The sequence below is a fragment of the Rhizobium sp. WCS2018Hpa-16 genome (genome assembly GCF_031843705.1).
Taxonomy (GTDB): domain Bacteria; phylum Pseudomonadota; class Alphaproteobacteria; order Rhizobiales; family Rhizobiaceae; genus Agrobacterium; species Agrobacterium tumefaciens_C.
Genome location: NZ_JAVTIX010000002.1, coordinates 503,230 through 519,671, shown reverse-complemented (window position 1 = coordinate 519,671; position 16,442 = coordinate 503,230). Strand labels below are relative to the sequence as shown.

The 16,442-nt window shown below is 57.5% G+C and carries 15 protein-coding genes; 8 read left to right on the top strand and 7 right to left on the bottom strand.

The annotated features are described in order from the left end of the window. Window positions 1-3: 3 nt before the first annotated feature. From RQI55_RS08615 to RQI55_RS08605, 3 genes are all read right to left on the bottom strand, one after another. A complete protein-coding gene (locus RQI55_RS08615) occupies window positions 4-1,161 on the bottom strand; it encodes an ABC transporter ATP-binding protein (protein ID WP_042619076.1) in 1,158 nt (385 codons plus the stop codon). 74 nt (window positions 1,162-1,235) lie between these two features. Further along, a complete protein-coding gene (locus RQI55_RS08610) occupies window positions 1,236-2,333 on the bottom strand; it encodes a polyamine ABC transporter substrate-binding protein (protein ID WP_243256629.1) in 1,098 nt (365 codons plus the stop codon). Window positions 2,334-2,465: 132 nt separating this feature from the next. Then, the gene (locus RQI55_RS08605; protein WP_243256630.1) at window positions 2,466-3,884 is read right to left on the bottom strand and encodes a short-chain fatty acyl-CoA regulator family protein; all 1,419 of its coding nucleotides are present in this window, start codon (window positions 3,882-3,884) and stop codon (window positions 2,466-2,468) included. Between the two features lie 225 nt (window positions 3,885-4,109). Here RQI55_RS08605 and aceA point away from each other — a divergent pair, with 225 nt between their 5' ends. Both aceA and RQI55_RS08595 read left to right on the top strand, forming a co-directional pair. Continuing rightward, window positions 4,110-5,399 carry an isocitrate lyase gene (aceA, locus tag RQI55_RS08600; RefSeq protein WP_243256631.1) on the top strand — a complete coding sequence of 430 codons (1,290 nt, stop codon included), beginning with the start codon at window positions 4,110-4,112 and terminating at the stop codon, window positions 5,397-5,399. Window positions 5,400-5,430: 31 nt separating this feature from the next. Next, window positions 5,431-5,676, top strand: a complete 246-nt coding sequence (locus RQI55_RS08595; protein WP_243256632.1) for a hypothetical protein — start codon at window positions 5,431-5,433, stop codon at window positions 5,674-5,676. A gap of 59 nt (window positions 5,677-5,735) precedes the next feature. Here RQI55_RS08595 and RQI55_RS08590 read toward each other — a convergent pair whose 3' ends face one another. Then, window positions 5,736-5,867 (bottom strand): hypothetical protein, encoded by a 132-nt coding sequence (locus RQI55_RS08590; RefSeq protein WP_279290413.1) that lies wholly within the window; start codon window positions 5,865-5,867, stop codon window positions 5,736-5,738. A gap of 142 nt (window positions 5,868-6,009) precedes the next feature. Then, on the bottom strand, window positions 6,010-7,194 hold the full coding sequence (locus RQI55_RS08585) for an NAD(P)/FAD-dependent oxidoreductase (protein WP_243256633.1): 1,185 nt from the start codon (window positions 7,192-7,194) through the stop codon (window positions 6,010-6,012). A 129-nt stretch (window positions 7,195-7,323) separates the two neighbouring features. Between RQI55_RS08585 and RQI55_RS08580 the strand changes: the two genes are divergently transcribed. From RQI55_RS08580 to RQI55_RS08555, 6 genes are all read left to right on the top strand, one after another. Further along, on the top strand, window positions 7,324-8,760 hold the full coding sequence (locus tag RQI55_RS08580) for a glutamine synthetase family protein (RefSeq protein ID WP_192063443.1): 1,437 nt from the start codon (window positions 7,324-7,326) through the stop codon (window positions 8,758-8,760). Between the two features lie 10 nt (window positions 8,761-8,770). Beyond that, on the top strand, window positions 8,771-10,057 hold the full coding sequence (locus RQI55_RS08575; protein WP_243256634.1) for an FAD-binding oxidoreductase: 1,287 nt from the start codon (window positions 8,771-8,773) through the stop codon (window positions 10,055-10,057). A 153-nt stretch (window positions 10,058-10,210) separates the two neighbouring features. Next, window positions 10,211-11,686 carry a glucose-6-phosphate dehydrogenase gene (gene zwf, locus RQI55_RS08570; protein ID WP_042619068.1) on the top strand — a complete coding sequence of 492 codons (1,476 nt, stop codon included), beginning with the start codon at window positions 10,211-10,213 and terminating at the stop codon, window positions 11,684-11,686. 11 nt (window positions 11,687-11,697) lie between these two features. Further along, entirely contained in the window at window positions 11,698-12,396 is a 699-nt protein-coding gene (pgl, locus tag RQI55_RS08565; RefSeq protein ID WP_311272473.1) for a 6-phosphogluconolactonase, read from the top strand. Window positions 12,397-12,483: 87 nt separating this feature from the next. Then, complete coding sequence (gene edd / locus RQI55_RS08560) at window positions 12,484-14,304, top strand: phosphogluconate dehydratase (protein WP_192063440.1); 1,821 nt, start codon at window positions 12,484-12,486, stop codon at window positions 14,302-14,304. A gap of 2 nt (window positions 14,305-14,306) precedes the next feature. Further along, entirely contained in the window at window positions 14,307-14,675 is a 369-nt protein-coding gene (locus RQI55_RS08555; RefSeq protein WP_311272472.1) for a nuclear transport factor 2 family protein, read from the top strand. 8 nt (window positions 14,676-14,683) lie between these two features. Here the strand turns inward: RQI55_RS08555 and RQI55_RS08550 are convergent, their stop codons facing one another. Beyond that, complete coding sequence (locus tag RQI55_RS08550; protein WP_042619105.1) at window positions 14,684-15,040, bottom strand: hypothetical protein; 357 nt, start codon at window positions 15,038-15,040, stop codon at window positions 14,684-14,686. Between the two features lie 299 nt (window positions 15,041-15,339). Continuing rightward, the gene (locus RQI55_RS08545) at window positions 15,340-16,428 is read right to left on the bottom strand and encodes a sn-glycerol-3-phosphate ABC transporter ATP-binding protein UgpC (RefSeq protein WP_311272471.1); all 1,089 of its coding nucleotides are present in this window, start codon (window positions 16,426-16,428) and stop codon (window positions 15,340-15,342) included. Window positions 16,429-16,442 lie beyond the last annotated feature (14 nt).

The window sequence follows — 16,442 nt, the reverse complement described above, 5'->3', positions numbered from 1 at the left end:
CCTTTAGCGGGTGAGAACCAGACCGGAATCGGCTTTCCACTTCAACCAGACCATATCCCCGAAGGTGATGGGTCGATCGACGAGGCGTGACACATTGGCTTGCGCCGCCCGCATGATGCGGCCATCACTCAATTTGACGATGAATATCGAGAAATCGCCAAGATAACCGATATCCCAGACTTCGCCGTGACCGACATTGACTGTCGTGTCCGCAGGCGGGTCGAGCGAGATGCCTACCTTTTCCGGGCGAATGGCAAAGGCAACCTTGCCGCCGACCGCGACGGCGCAATCCTGCTCCACCACAACGGGCAGACCTTCGCAGTCCAGACGGATATGGGCCGGCGCACCCTCACGCGGGGCGATATCCTTGACCTCGGCTTCGAAAATATTGATATCACCAATGAAATCCGCGACGTAGCGGCTGTTGGGCGCTTCGTAGATTTCGGCGGGCGTCGCCACCTGCACGACGGTGCCCTTGTCCATCACGGCAATGCGGTCCGAGACGGTCATGGCCTCTTCCTGATCGTGCGTGACGATAAGAAAGGTCAGGCCCAGCGTCTGCTGCAAATCCATGATTTCGAACTGGGTTTCTTCGCGCAGCTTCCGATCCAGCGCGCCCAATGGCTCATCCAGCAGAAGAACCTTCGGGCGCTTTGCCAGCGAACGGGCAAGCGCCACACGCTGGCGCTGGCCGCCGGAAAGCTGGCTCGGCTTGCGCTTGGCAAACTCGGTGAGCTTGACGAGGCGCAGCATTTCCTGGACACGGGTGTTGATCTCGGCCCGTGGCAGATTATCCTGTTCAAGCCCGAAGGCGATGTTCTTCTCAACCGACATATGCGGGAAAAGCGCGTAGGACTGGAACATCATATTGGTGGGACGCTTATAGGGCGGAACACCGGAAATATCCTTGCCCTGCAAAAGGATACGGCCCTCGGTCGGCTCTTCGAAACCGGCCAGCATGCGCATCAATGTCGTCTTGCCGCAGCCCGATGGCCCGAGCAGGGAGAAGAATTCGCGCTCGTAAATATCCAGCGTCAGATTATCGACGGCAACGAAATCGCCAAATCTCTTGGTCACATTCTCAAACCGAATGAACGGCACGGAGGCCGGGTCTGTCCATGGAGAGAATTTGCGCTTCACCGGACCAAGAGATTTAGCCATGTATTGTCCCATCTGTTTCATAAGCCTGAACGAGAAAGGGGCAGGAATGCGCCCGCCCCTTTTTCCAATCCCGGTCAGCTGCCGGTTTTTATCTGTGTCCAGACGCGGTTGAGAACGCGCTGTTCTTTTGGCCCGTAAGGCGAGATGGTGAAGAGCTTCTTCATTGTCTCGGCGTCCGGGTAAACACCGGGGTTCTTCGAAACAGCCTCATCCATCAATGCCTGCGATGCCAGATTGCCGTTGGCATATTGCACATAGTCGGATGCCTTGGCAGCGACATCGGGCTTCATCATGAAATTGATGAAGGCGTGGGCTGCATCGACATTTTTGGCATCTGCCGGAATGACGAAGGAATCCATCCAGATATAGGTGCCTTCCTTGGGAATGACGTAGTTCACTTCCACGCCATTCTTGGCTTCTTCAGCGCGCGCCTTGGCCTGAAGAATGTCGCCAGACCAACCGATGGTAATGCAGCTATCGCCATTGGCCAGCTCATCGATATAGGCCGAGGAATTGAAGGTCTTCACCGAAGGACGGATGGCCTTGTAGACATCGCCGCCTGCTTCCAGATCGGCAGTTTCCTTGCTGTCAGGGTTTTTGCCGATGTAGTTCATGGCAATGGCGAAGGTTTCGTCGGATGCATCCAGAATGTTGATGCCGCATGACTTCAGCTTTGCAGCATTTTCAGGCTTGAAGATAACATCCCAGCTATCGATCTTCACGTCGCCCAAGGCGGCCTTGATCTTGGCCACGTTGTAACCGATGCCGGTGGTGCCCCACATGTAGTTGACGGCATATTCGTTGCCGGGATCGTACTGCGCCAGACGGGTGGTGATCTCAGGCCACATGTTCTTGAGGTTCGGCAGCTTGGATTTATCCAGCTTCTGGTACACGCCAGCCTTGATCTGACGCGCAAGGAACGGCGATGTCGGCGCAACCACGTCATAACCGGAATTGCCGGCCAAAAGCTTGGTTTCCAGAACCTCGTTGCCATCATAAACGTCGTAAACGACCTTGATGCCGGTTTCCTTAGTGAATTCTTCCAGCAGAGAAGGTTCGATATAGTCGGACCAGTTATAAACGTGGACGACCTTTTCCTGCGCATAGGCCGTGCCGGCGGCCAGCGCCGCGGCCACAACAGCAAGACTGAAACGAAGCGAACGGTGTTTCATGGTAACTCCTGTTTGAGCGCGCCGTGGGAAGCGCGTGATCCCCTTGTTTTGTCAGAGACTAGAAAGGAAAACTTGCCGCCGCAAGCGGGAAATGTGCAGCGCGGCATTTTCAAACAATTGTCTTCAAATGCGTCACTGAAAATCGAAAACGCTGAGACCCGTGACCATCTCATCCAGCCCCAATGGCCGCGTCAACGGCGCTTCGGCACGCGACAGGCAGCCTTGCCTCTCACACAGACGACAGGATGGGCCGATGGCAACCCGCAGCGCTGCGCTTCCAACCGCGTCACCATAAACCGTTTCCCTGGCAAGTGCGGCATCGCAGGCGATCATGACCGTGGTGCGGCGAAGCCTTTCTCCAAAGCCTGCCTGCGGCCCCTCCAACGTGCGTGCAATGGTCAGATAGGCACCGCCATCCGGCATCTCCACCTGCTCGGCCAGAACCTGACCGGGCTGTGAAAAAGCGGCATGCACATTGAGCTTGGGACAGAGCCCACCAAAGCGGGCCTGCGGAAAGCCAAGCGCGCCCGCCTTGCGAAAACGGTTTCCGGCACTGTCGATTTCCATGAGGAAGAAGGCAATACCGTTGGCACCCGGCCGTACCAGAGTAACGAGGCGGCTTGCCGCCTGCTCGAACGATACGTTGAAGCGCCCGCGCAAGATGTCGATATCGTAACGCGCCCGCTGTGCGGCGGCGAGATATGCGCCATAGGGCATCATCAGCGCATGGGCGGCGTAACGCGCAAGCTCGAAACGGGCGATACGTTTCGCCTCTTCACTGGAAAGCGGCAGGTCTGCAAGCTCAACACCAATCTCCGTCGTCAGCGCCAAAAGACAGGCTTCCATGGCCATCTCACGCAGCTGATCCTGCGGCGAAAGGCGCTCGGAGAGAAACAGCCGCATGGAGTGGCGGTCATAACGCCTTCGCAAATTCGGCATGGCGTGCACCGGCATGGTGCGCACAACGATGCCGTGGTTTTTCTGAAGCCAGAGTTTCAGCGCCTGCGCCAGATCGTCTCCCGGCTTCAGCGCAGCGTGAAACGCTTCCGCCGCCGCATCCAGCTGCGCAAAAAAAGCGGGCCGCCGTTCAAAGATTTCCCGCACTTCGTCAATGGGCAGGCGCGTTGCCGAAAGCGTGGTCTGGTGCCCTTCCCGCGCCAGAAGATCGGAGAGGTCGCTGAGGCGCTGCGCCTGCTCGCGATAGGCACGGTAGAGCTTGTTGATACCAGCCGCCACATTGGGGGCCGCTTCCGCCACCTCAACCAGTTCCTGTCCCGACGGCACCTCCCCCGCCAAAAGCGGATCGGCAAACACTTCCCGCAGCTGGCTGGACATGCCGCCACTCTCGCCCTGCAGATCATCGAGATCCACCTTGTAGACAGATGAGAGTTTCAGCAGAAGCTGAACGGTCAGCGGGCGTTGGTTGCGTTCGATGAGGTTGAGATAGGACGGCGAAATCGACAGTGCCTCCGCCATCGCCGTCTGCGTCAAGCCCAGTCCATTACGCACACGGCGCACGCGCGCGCCTGCGAAAATCTTTGCTTCCACCAACGCCTCCCAGCAAGTGATGCAGACAGAATAACTCAGCCGGTCATTTTTACAAAATTTACAATTTTACAAATCTTGCTGTCAAATTCCCCACAGCGTGACCTCTTTCAAGTCACTGATATTGCTTTTGAACTGGCGACTGAAGGCAGTAAATTGTAAACATTTCTACATCGGATCACTGCTGATCGGGAGTGGATCAGCAAGGAGATGTGACAAAGGGAGAGAGATATGACGGATTTTTACAAGCTTGTACCGAAGGCTCCGAAGGGTCGTTTTGATGGCATTGAGCGCAGCTATACGGCAGCGGATGTGGAGAAGCTGCGCGGCTCTGTCGAGATCCGTTACTCGCTGGCGGAGATGGGCGCGAACCGGTTGTGGCAGCTCATCAATGAGGAAAGCTACATCAATGCACTCGGCGCGCTCTCCGGCAATCAGGCCATGCAGATGGTTCGCGCTGGATTGAAGGCGATCTACCTGTCCGGCTGGCAGGTTGCAGCGGACGCCAACACGGCCTCTTCGATGTATCCCGACCAGTCCCTATACCCGGCCAATGCCGCCCCGGAACTGGCAAAGCGCATCAACAAGACATTGCAGCGCGCCGACCAGATCGAAACCGCCGAAGGCAAAGGCCTGTCTGTCGATACCTGGTTTGCGCCCATCGTTGCCGATGCCGAGGCAGGGTTCGGTGGCCCGCTCAATGCGTTTGAAATCATGAAGGCCTTCATCGAGGCGGGTGCTGCGGGGGTTCACTATGAAGACCAGCTGGCATCGGAAAAGAAGTGCGGCCATCTGGGCGGCAAGGTTCTTATCCCGACAGCCGCGCATATCCGCAACCTGACGGCGGCGCGTCTGGCAGCAGACGTCATGGGCACACCAACGCTGGTCATTGCCCGCACGGATGCAGAAGCCGCCAAGCTTTTGACTTCCGATATCGATGAGCGCGACCGCCCCTTCGTGGATTATGATGCCGGTCGCACCGTCGAAGGCTTCTATCAGGTCAAAAACGGACTGGAGCCCTGCATCGCCCGCGCCAATGCCTATGCGCCCTATTGCGATCTGATCTGGTGCGAAACGTCCAAGCCCGATCTGGAACAGGCCAAACGCTTTGCAGAAGGCGTGCATAAGGTGCATCCGGGCAAGAAGCTTGCCTATAATTGCTCGCCGTCCTTCAACTGGAAGAAACATCTTGATGATGCGACGATTGCCAAGTTCCAGCGCGAACTCGGCGCCATGGGCTACAAGTTCCAGTTCATCACCCTTGCCGGTTTCCATCAACTCAATTACGGCATGTTTGAACTGGCACGCGGCTACAAGGACCGGCAGATGGCGGCCTATTCGGAGCTTCAGGAAGCGGAATTCGCCGCCGAAATCAACGGCTACACCGCCACCAAGCACCAGCGCGAAGTCGGCACCGGCTATTTCGATGCGGTATCCGTCGCCATTACGGGCGGCACATCATCCACAACTGCGATGAAAGAATCGACCGAACACGACCAGTTCCGCCCGGCAGCGGAATAAGCTATCAATCCCATTGAACGGAGGAAAAACAATGGCTTCGATTTCGAGAGTTAAGGAACGCACCGAGGAGCAATCCTCATCCATGAGCCACGATCAGCAAAGCGCCATCCGTATGCTCGCCAATGATTTGCACCGCCTCAATCAGGCGGTCATGAACGCTGTCGAAGCTGGCGTTTCGGTAGAGCTCGTCCGCTCCGCCCGCCACCATGGCGGCGACGGCAACTGGGGAGACCTGCTCATCCCCGTCATCGTTGCGCAGGGCAAGGCTGCGGCTTGAGCGCTTCCCACCAAATGTTCGTCATGCCGGGCTCTGCCCGGTATGGCGCAACGGAATTTTCAGAACAGCAAAACGAGAAACGCCGCAATCGCACCAGCCGAGATCAGGCTGAGGCGGAAGGCGTAAACTGCGTTGTCATGGGCGGTGCGAGCAATCGCGATAGCGCGGGCAGGTTTTCTGGACGTCATCATGAGCGGCTTCCTGAACGAGAAACATAACCGATCGATGCCGGGTTCCGGCGTCCAGCGGGACATCATGTATCAACTTGCGTTGTGCTGGCATTCGATCAGCATGACTCCGCGTCTCTTAATAAGGCCTTAAGATGGCGAAGCTTCACACAGATTCTCCAGCGGCGTGGCCGGATGCCCATGCCCACTGGAAATTATAGCCGCCCAGCCAGCCCGTGACGTCAACACATTCGCCAATGAAATAGAGGCCCGGCATGGCTTTCGCATGCATCGTCTTGGAATCGAGATGGGTGGTATCGACGCCGCCCAAGGTGACCTCAGCGGTGCGGTATCCTTCAGACCCCGACGGCTTTATGGTCCATTCCTGCATGGCGGAAGCAAGCGCGCCCAAAGTCTTGTCCGACATATCGCCCAGATTGCCCGTGACCCCTGCCCGCTCCACCACATGCTGCGCCAGACGCTTAGGCATGATGTCACCAAGCACCGTTTGCGCGGACTGGCGGCCATTCGTCTTTTTCGCCGCCTTCAGATGGCCGATGACATCGAGTTCCGGCTCCATCTTCAGGCTGATCTCGTCACCCTCGCGCCAAAAGGAAGAGATTTGCAGAATCGCGGGGCCGCTCAGGCCTCGGTGGGTAAACAGCAGCGCCTCTTTGAACGATGTCTTTCCATGCGAAAGCTCCGCAGGAACAGCAATGCCCGACAGCGGTGAGAGCTTTTCCAGCACCACCGGATCGAGCGTGAGCGGCACAAGGCCGGGCCGTGTTTCGATGATCGGCAACCCGAACTGCTCGGCCACGCGGTAGGCAAAGCCGGTCGCGCCCATTTTCGGGATGGATTTTCCACCGGTGGCGATGACCAGACTGTCCGCTTCGATCATCCCGGCCGATGTTGCAACCCTGAAGCCACCGGTGCCGATGGCTTCCACCGATGTGATCTCCGTCTGCAGCCGCAGCTTCGCACCAACCGCCTGCATTTCGCCAAGCAGCATGCGGATGATATCCTTGGCGCTGTCATCGCAGAACAATTGGCCAAGCGCCTTTTCATGGAAGGCAATGCGGTGCTTTTCCACAAGGCCAATGAAATCACGCGGCGTGTAACGGGCAAGCGCGGATTTGGCAAAGTGCGGATTGCTGGAAAGATAGTTCTTCGGGCTGGTATGCACATTAGTGAAATTGCAGCGGCCCCCACCGGAAATGCGGATCTTTTCGCCCGGCGCCTTGGCGTGATCGATGAGAATGACGGAGCGGCCACGCTGACCGGCACGGATGGCACACATCATGCCCGCTGCCCCCGCACCCAATATCAGCACGTTACATTTTTCCGTCATGGAGTTTCCCTAGTTTCGGTGTACTTCCTCTTTTCGAAGTCAGGTCTGTTGTCAATGGCGCTTTCCCCTTTTGCCAATTGCCAAAGTCTGGCTATGATAGTGCCAATCGAAACACAAAGCCGGTGATTTATGCCTTCCAAGAAAACCATGCTCCGTCCCAAAAAACCGGCAACCATGGCAAAGAAGATACCCGTCGACGTCTCGCCCACACGCGGTTGCGCCACATGGCGGGAAGCCGCGCAATGGCTGAAGGCCCGCGGCATCGAGGACATTGAGTGCATCACGCCTGACCTTGCCGGCGTTCCCCGTGGTAAGATGATGCCGACATCCAAGTTCACCGGCGATACATCGCTGGCGCTGCCATCCGCCCTTTACCGCCATACAATTTCTGGTGAATATCCTGATGAGACGGCAAACTTCCGCTATGAGCCGCGCGATAGCGACCTGAAGCTGGTGCCCGATCTATCTACGCTCTGCGTCGTGCCATGGGAAAGTGACCCCACCGCGCAGGTCATCTGCGATGTCGTGGATCAGGAAGGCAATTTCGTTCCCTACACGCCGCGCAACGTGCTCAGAAACGTACTCGATCTTTACAAGGAAAAGGGCTGGAAGCCGGTCGTTGCCCCGGAAATCGAGTTTTATCTGGTCGCCATGAATGACGACCCCGATTATCCGCTGCATCCGCCAAAGGGTCGCTCGGGCCGTTCCATCGTCGGCGGGCAGAGCTACTCGATTGCCGGCATCAACGAATTCGACGAATTGATCGACGACATCTACCACTTCTCGGAAAAGCAGGGTCTGGAAATCGACACGCTGATCCATGAAGAGGGTCCGGCGCAGCTAGAAATCAACCTGCGCCATGGCGATCCCATCGAGCTTGCCGATCAGGTCTTCCTGTTCAAGCGCACCATTCGTGAAGCAGCGTTGAAACACGGCATCTATGCCACCTTCATGGCAAAGCCCATGCAGGGCATGCCCGGCTCCGCCATGCACATTCACCAGTCGGTGGTGGATGCCGAGACTGGTGACAATGTGTTTTCCAACAAGGATGGCAGTCCATCCAAGGAATTCTTCTCCTTCGTCGGCGGTATGCAGCGTTATGTGCCGAATGCGCTTGTTATGCTTGCGCCTTACGTCAACTCCTACCGCCGCCTGACGCCTGATATGGCATGCCCGGTCAACAATGCCTGGGGTTATGATAACCGCACGACCGCCTTCCGCGTTCCGATATCAGGCCCTTCGGCGCGGCGCGTGGAAAACCGTCTGCCCAGCTCCGATGCCAACCCCTATCTGGCCATCGCAGCATCGCTTGCCTGCGGCTGGCTTGGCATCATGAACAATATCGAGCCGACCGAGCCGACCTATGAGACAGCCAACGAAGGCTCCATCGAGCTGCCGCGTGGCCTGTTGGAAGCGGTGGCGTTGCTGGAAGGCGAGCCTCAGCTGGAACGGGTCTTCGGGCATGAGTTCGTGGGTCTTTATGCCGGTCTGAAGCGTGGGGAGTTTGAAACCTTCATGCAGGTGATCAGCCCCTGGGAGCGGGAATTCCTGCTTCTGAACGTATGAGGGTTTGCGCATGACATGGCAAAGCCCGATAGCGCCCGGCCTGTCCTGGTATCAGGATAGCCTTGGCGAGAGGCCGCAATATCCAGCCATGGATGGTTCCCGCACGGTGGATTGCGCCATCATTGGCGGCGGCTTCACCGGTCTGCAGGCCGCCTATAATCTGGCCAAGGCAGGCATTTCCGTTGCGGTTGTGGAAGGGTGCCGCTTTGGTGATGGCGCATCCGGGCGCAATGGCGGCCAGTTCGGCACTGGACAGCGCGCCTGGCCGGACGAGCTGGAAAAGCAGATCGGCTTCGAGCGTTCGAAGGCGCTGTTCGACATTGCCGAAGGTGCAAAACATTACGTGCTGGATTTTGCCCGCGACCATGGCATCGACATGGAGTTTCTGCCGGGACAGCTGAATGTCCTGCACAAGAAAAGCTATGAGAAGACCTATCGCGACAGCGTCGACGCGATGCGCGACCGCTATGGCTACGCCCATGTTTCCTTCATGGAAAAGGCCGAGACAGAGCAAAGACTGGGTTCCGATCATTACCATTTCGGCGTTCGTGACACCGGCACCGGCCACATCCATCCGCTGAAGCTCATCGCCGGGCTGGCCAAGGCAGCTCATGCTGCGGGCGCACAGATTTTCGAGATGACGCCTGCCACATCCATCAAGCAGACGGACGGCAAGACGTTGATCGAAACGCCATCCGGCACCATCACCGCAAGCCGTGTTCTCATCGCGACCAATGCCCATATTGGCAATCTGGAGCCTGTGACGGCGGCCCATGTCATGCCCATCCGCTCCTTCATTGGCGCGACGGTGCCACTGGATAAGTTTCCAGAGATCATTCCGGGAAAGGAAGCGGTCGCGGATAGTCGTTTCGTGGTGCGTTATTTCCGCAAGACACCTGATAATCGCCTGTTGTTTGGCGGGCGCGAAGCCTATACAGCCGATTCTCCACGGGACATTTCTAGGCATATTCGCAAGCAGATCGCCGAAATCTATCCGGCGCTCGATACGATCGAGATGACGCATGCCTGGGGCGGGTCCGTCGGCATTACGCTCAACCGGCAGCCATTCGTGCGCGAAGTCATGCCCGGCGTGATGTCCATCGGCGGTTATTCCGGTCACGGTGTTATGCTGTCGAATTATTGCGGCAAGCTTTATGCGGATATGGTGATTGCCAAGGACCGGGCGCTGGACCAGTTCTCGTCGCTTGACGTGCCGTCATTTCCGGGCGGAACATCATTGCGGGCACCGCTGCTGTTTCTGGCGCTTTCGTGGTACGCACTGCGAGACAGGTTCTGATGCAACAAGCGGGAAATATCGGCGCGGCGAAGGTTAACGCAGCATAAACAACGTCTTAAAAGCAAAAACCATATTTTTTTCCAACACATCTGGCATTTTTAAATCGATTAGATTATGGATGCCTCCAACACATGAGAGATCGAGAGAATCGGTATGAGCAGTCAAATCATTCCAGTAGAGCCCTTCGATTGCGTCGTTTTTGGCGGCACTGGCGACCTGGCCGAGCGCAAGCTTTTGCCAGCTCTCTACCACCGGCAGGTGGAAAACCAGCTGTCTGAGCCAACACGCATCATCGGTGCATCCCGTTCGGTTATGACCCATGACGAATACCGTAAATTCGCTCAGGATGCTCTGAAGGAGCATTTGAAGAAGGGCGAGTATGATGACGAGCAGGTCGCGAAATTCTGCGCCCGCATCTTCTATGTTCCTGTCGATGCCAAGTCTGACGGCGGCTGGGACAAGCTGAAAAAGCTTCTCGATGAAGGCAAGGACCGCATTCGCGCTTTCTATCTGGCTGTCGCCCCCGGCATTTTCGGCGATATCGCCTTCAAGATCCGTGACCACAAGCTGATTACCAAGTCTACGCGCATCGTCGTGGAAAAGCCGATTGGCCGCGATCTGGCGTCCGCGCTTGAGCTCAACGACACGCTGGGCAACGTCTTCAAGGAAGAGCAGATCTTCCGTATCGACCACTATCTCGGCAAGGAAACCGTGCAGAACCTGATGGTACTGCGCTTTGCCAATGCGCTGTTTGAACCGCTGTGGAACTCCGCCCATATCGACCATGTGCAGATCACCGTTGCCGAGTCCGTTGGGCTTGAAGGCCGTGCCGGATATTACGACAAGGCTGGCGCGCTGCGCGATATGGTGCAGAATCATATTCTCCAGCTTTTGTGCCTTGTGGCGATGGAGCCCCCCTCCTCCATGGACGCGGAAGCCGTTCGTGACGAGAAGGTGAAAGTTCTTCGCTCGCTCAAGATGATCGACCAGTCGAATGTTGAGAAGCTGACAGTTCGCGGACAGTACCGCGCTGGCGCTTCTGCCGGTGGTGCGGTCAAGGGTTATCTGGAAGAACTGGAAGGCGGTGTTTCCAACACCGAAACTTTCGTGGCCATCAAGGCTGAAATTGCCAATTGGCGTTGGGCGGGCGTGCCTTTCTACATCCGCACCGGCAAGCGTCTTGCATCGCGTGTGTCTGAAATCGTCGTCACCTTCAAGCAGATCCCGCATTCGATTTTCGATGATGCGGCAGGCAAGATCGAAGCCAATAAGCTGGTCATTCGCCTGCAGCCCGATGAAGGCGTCAAGCAGTCGCTTCTCATCAAGGACCCGGGTCCGGGCGGCATGCGCCTGCGTCAGGTCTCCTTGGATATGAGCTTTGCCCAAGCCTTCAACGTGCGCAGCCCAGACGCCTATGAGCGCCTGTTGATGGATACGATCCGCTCCAATCAGGCTCTGTTCATGCGCCGCGACGAAGTGGAAGCGGCATGGAAATGGGTCGATCCAATTCTGAAAAGCTGGGAAGCCGTCAATCAGGGCGTTCAGGGCTACACGTCGGGCACATGGGGACCAAGCGGTTCGATTGCGCTGATCGAGCGTGACGGCCGCACATGGCACGAAGCCGATTAAGGGGATATGCAATGATCGGACAGGAGCATATCTTCGCAAACGGCCGTGAACTGGCGCAAACGCTGGCAAAGGACGTGGCCGAGCGTCTGGAGCGTGGGCTTTCCGAGCGTGGGACGGCAAGTATTGCCGTCTCCGGCGGCTCGACGCCCAAGCTGTTCTTTCAGGAACTGTCCAAGCATGAGCTGGACTGGAAGAACATCAGCGTAACGCTGGTGGACGAGCGTTTCGTAGCCCCGGAAAGCGACCGTTCCAACCACAAGCTGGTGGCCGACCACCTGCTGCAGAACGCCGCGACCTACGCCTATTTCGTGCCGCTCTATCAGTTCTTCGCCACGCCGGAAGACGCTGCGACGCTTGCAACGGTGAAGACGGAAGCGATCTGCGATCCATTCGACGTCGTCATTCTTGGCATTGGTACGGATGGCCACACGGCATCGTTCTTCCCCGGCGGAGACAATCTGGAAGAGGCGCTCGATCTCGATGAAGAGCGCTCGGTGCTTCCGATGAGTGCGGAAACTGCCGGTGAAGAGCGACTGACGTTCAACCTCTCGGCGCTTCACGACGCCCGTTTCCTCGTGCTGCACATCGAAGGTGCCGCCAAGAAGGAAACGCTCGACAAGGCAAAGTCCGATCTGGACGAGGAAGACATGCCTGTGCGGGCCGTGCTCAACCGCGCGGAATCGCCCGTTCAGATCTATTGGGCGCCATAAGCCCCACGCTTGAAACAGCAACATGAACACCGGCTGGCATTCCCAAGTGCCTGGCCGATGTTCCACTAAAGGACAGGATACACGCCCATGGCTGCCGACCCGCGTATTCAGGCTATTACAGCCCGTATCGTCGAGCGCTCGAAACCTTACCGCGAGATTTATCTCGAAAGGCTTCGTCTCCAGCTAACCAAGGGTGTGCATCGTTCTGTTCTGTCCTGCGCCAATCTTGCGCATGGATTTGCGGTCTGTTCCCCCGCCGACAAGGACATCCTTGCCGGCGACCGGGTTGGCAATCTGGGCATCATCACCGCCTATAACGACATGCTCTCAGCGCATCAGCCCTTCGAGATCTACCCGTCCATCATCCGCGATGCGGCCAAGGAAGCGGGCGGCATTGCGCAGGTTGCCGGTGCGGTGCCAGCCATGTGCGATGGCGTGACGCAAGGTCAGCCGGGCATGGAACTGTCGCTGTTTTCGCGCGATGCGATTGCCATGTCGGCTGGCATCGGCCTCTCGCACAATATGTTCGATGCAGCCGTGTTTCTCGGCGTCTGCGACAAGATCGTCCCCGGTCTGGTGATTGCGGCGCTGTCTTTCGGCCATCTGCCCTCCATATTCATTCCAGCTGGACCGATGACATCTGGTCTGCCGAATGACGAGAAGTCCCGCATTCGCCAGCTTTACGCCGAAGGCAAGGTCGGCCGCGCTGAACTGCTGGAGGCGGAATCCAAATCCTACCACGGCCCCGGCACCTGCACCTTCTATGGCACGGCCAATTCCAACCAGATGCTGATGGAAATCATGGGCTTCCACATGCCCGGATCGTCCTTCATCAATCCGGGCACGCCGCTGCGCGATGCACTGACACGGGAAGCGACCAAACGGGCGCTGGCCATCACCGCGCAGGGCAACGAGTTTACGCCAGCGGGCGAAATGATCGATGAACGCTCCGTGGTCAACGGCGTTGTCGGTCTGCACGCCACGGGCGGCTCCACCAACCACACGCTGCACCTTATCGCCATGGCGCGTGCCGCTGGCATCGTGCTGACATGGCAGGATATTTCCGATCTCTCCGACGTCGTGCCGCTTCTGGCCCGCGTTTACCCCAATGGTCTGGCAGATGTGAACCACTTCCACGCAGCCGGTGGCATGGGCTTCCTCATCAAGCAGCTGCTGAAGCAGGGCCTGGTGCATGATGATGTCCGCACCGTCTTTGGTCAGGGGCTTGAAGCATACACCATTGAGCCGACGCTGGATGAGAAGGGCGGCGTCACGCGCAGCCCATCACCTGATGTCAGCCATGACCCGAAGGTTCTCGCCAGCGTCGAAACGCCTTTCCAGCCAAGCGGTGGCCTGAAAATGCTGACCGGCAATCTCGGTAAGGCCGTCATCAAGATCTCGGCAGTCAAGCCGGAACGGCATATCATCGAAGCACCGGCGATCATCTTCCATGATCAGCAGAGCCTGCAAACGGCGTTCAAGGAAGGCAAGCTGAACCGCGATTTCGTGGCTGTGGTTCGCTTCCAGGGACCGAAGGCCAATGGCATGCCCGAGTTGCACCAGCTGACGCCGCCGCTCGGCGTGTTGCAGGATCGCGGCTTCAAGGTGGCCTTGGTCACAGACGGTCGCATGTCCGGCGCGTCAGGCAAGGTGCCCGCCGCCATTCACATGACACCGGAAGCCGTGGATTGCGGACCGATCTCCCGTATCAAGGATGGCGACATCATCCGGCTCGACGCCATCACCGGCACCATTCAGGTTCTGGTATCGGATGCGGAGCTTGCGGCGCGTGAGCCTGCAACCGCTGACCTCTCCGAGAATGAGTGGGGCATGGGCCGCGAGCTGTTCGCACCTTTCCGCCGCAGCGTCGGACCGGCAGATCAGGGTGCTAGCGTGTTCGCGAGCTGACAATGGTGGACCCGACAGAGGTCGCCTACCCGGTCCAGATGCAGCTGGAGGCGTATAATGCACGCGACATTGACGCCTTCATGCCGTGGTGGGCAGGTGATTGCCACTACTACCTGTTTCCCGATACGCTTCTGGCGAAAACGGCTGACGAGATCCGTGAAAGACACGTGGAGCGGTTCAAGGAGCCGAACCTGCATGGCAGGTTGCTTCACCGCATGGTGCTCGGCAACACGGTCATCGACCATGAAACAGTGACACGCACATTCCCCGATGGTCCCGGAGAGCTTGACGTCATCTGCATCTATGAAATTTCGGCGGGCAAGATTGCCAAGGCGTGGTTCAAGATCGGCACGCCTCGCCTATACGGCTGATATTAGCGTTACCAGGCCCGGATATCGAGCTTGCGGTCGCGGTGCTGCGGATGCGTGCTGAACACGAAAATCCGCTCCATATCCTTCTTGCTCAGAATATGCAGGAAGCGAACGTGGATCGTGTTGTTGGGATTGACCTTCAACAAGACGCAACCGATCTTGGTAATGCGGGCGTCTGGGATATCCAGATAGAATTGCTGGGGCAGATTGTACTGGGTCAAAAGCGCCAGCACGGCTTCGGAGTGGGAAATCTTGACGACATCGCACCGGCGTGAAGCCATATTCATCACGGCTTTCTCGGTATATTCGATGCGTGCGGCATTCATCGTATCTTCCAGTTTGAACCGCCCCTCGCGGTCGTACATGAAAGATTCTTCCTTGCTGAGATAGCTGGGTTTGCCGATGTCTGCCCGGGCGTTCAATTTCGTCATCCCTTTTCATTATTTGAGAAAAAAGACTAGCCAGAAGGTCTTAAGAATTTATCTCCCCGTTTCGATATGAAACACATGCCAGATCTGACTGTGGATAAGATCCACCACTGCGCGCAGGCATGAGACAGCCATGGTTAAGCCGCTGATATCTTATCATATTCTCTAATATGATAAGAAAACGACGCCACGAAACGCCTTTCAAAAATAGTTAATGCCGCGTTTCAAAAGCCGTTTCAGCGGCGATAAGTCTGGCCCTCCGCATCAAACAGATGCAGCTTTTCACGCGGTGCTGAGAAGCGCAGAACCTGACCTTTTTTGGCCTGGGCGATGCCCGGAATTTTCACGATAATCGGCTCTTGGCCATCAGGGGCTTCGAGGTAGAGCAAGGTGACTTCCCCGAGCGCCTCGACAATGGAAACCTTGCCCTCGAAAAGATAGTCATCGCCCGTGACGACAGACAAATCCTCCGGGCGCACGCCGAAGGATGCGGCTTTGCCGTCCTCTCCGGCGGGGGTCGCAATATCGACGGACAGAGTCTTTCCACCGGCGAGCTCGATAGCAGTCTGCGCGCCCGAACGTTTGATCGTTGCGGGAATGATGTTCATGGCTGGAGAGCCGATGAACTTCGCCACAAAGAGATTGCCGGGGTTTTCATAGAGATCCAGCGGTGCGCCCACCTGCTCCACACGACCGCCGTTGAGCACAACAATACGGTCAGCCAGCGTCATGGCTTCGACCTGGTCATGGGTGACATAGATCATCGTCGTATCCGCCATCTGCTCGCCAAGCTTGGCGATTTCGATGCGGGTCGCCACACGCAGGGCCGCATCGAGGTTGGACAGTGGCTCATCGAACAGGAAAACCTTGGGGTTGCGGCAGATGGCGCGACCGATGGCAACGCGCTGGCGCTGGCCACCCGACAGGGCTTTGGGCAGCCGCTCCAGATATTGCGTCAGTTGCAGAATGTCGGCCGCAGCGCGCACTCGGCGGTCGATTTCCTGCTTGTTCTCTTTGGCGATCCGCATGCCGAAGGCCATGTTGTCGTAGACCGTCATGTGCGGATAGAGCGCATAGGACTGGAAGACCATGGCGATGCCCCGCCGCGAAGGCGGGATTTCGTTGACCAGTTGGCCGTCAATATACATCTCGCCGCCAGTGATCTCCTCCAACCCGGCAATCATGCGCAGCAGCGTGGATTTACCGCAGCCAGATGGGCCGACGAAAACAATGAATTCGCCTTGTTTGATCTCCAGATCAATGCCGTGCAGGACTTTGACCTGGCCATAGGCCTTGCGGATATCCTTGAGAACGAGACCAGTCATGCGGTGTTCCTCCC

Coding starts and splice junctions, on each gene's coding strand:
- RQI55_RS08595 (WP_243256632.1), top strand. CDS start 5,431: ATGGCTTCGATTTCGAGAGTTAAGGAACGCACCGAGGAGCAATCCTCA.
- RQI55_RS08555 (WP_311272472.1), top strand. CDS start 14,307: ATGGTGGACCCGACAGAGGTCGCCTACCCGGTCCAGATGCAGCTGGAG.
- RQI55_RS08610 (WP_243256629.1), bottom strand. CDS start 2,333: ATGAAACACCGTTCGCTTCGTTTCAGTCTTGCTGTTGTGGCCGCGGCG.
- RQI55_RS08545 (WP_311272471.1), bottom strand. CDS start 16,428: ATGACTGGTCTCGTTCTCAAGGATATCCGCAAGGCCTATGGCCAGGTC.
- RQI55_RS08615 (WP_042619076.1), bottom strand. CDS start 1,161: ATGGCTAAATCTCTTGGTCCGGTGAAGCGCAAATTCTCTCCATGGACA.
- RQI55_RS08580 (WP_192063443.1), top strand. CDS start 7,324: ATGCCTTCCAAGAAAACCATGCTCCGTCCCAAAAAACCGGCAACCATG.
- aceA (WP_243256631.1), top strand. CDS start 4,110: ATGACGGATTTTTACAAGCTTGTACCGAAGGCTCCGAAGGGTCGTTTT.
- zwf (WP_042619068.1), top strand. CDS start 10,211: ATGAGCAGTCAAATCATTCCAGTAGAGCCCTTCGATTGCGTCGTTTTT.
- RQI55_RS08550 (WP_042619105.1), bottom strand. CDS start 15,040: ATGTACGACCGCGAGGGGCGGTTCAAACTGGAAGATACGATGAATGCC.
- RQI55_RS08575 (WP_243256634.1), top strand. CDS start 8,771: ATGACATGGCAAAGCCCGATAGCGCCCGGCCTGTCCTGGTATCAGGAT.
- RQI55_RS08585 (WP_243256633.1), bottom strand. CDS start 7,194: ATGACGGAAAAATGTAACGTGCTGATATTGGGTGCGGGGGCAGCGGGC.
- RQI55_RS08590 (WP_279290413.1), bottom strand. CDS start 5,867: ATGATGACGTCCAGAAAACCTGCCCGCGCTATCGCGATTGCTCGCACC.
- pgl (WP_311272473.1), top strand. CDS start 11,698: ATGATCGGACAGGAGCATATCTTCGCAAACGGCCGTGAACTGGCGCAA.
- edd (WP_192063440.1), top strand. CDS start 12,484: ATGGCTGCCGACCCGCGTATTCAGGCTATTACAGCCCGTATCGTCGAG.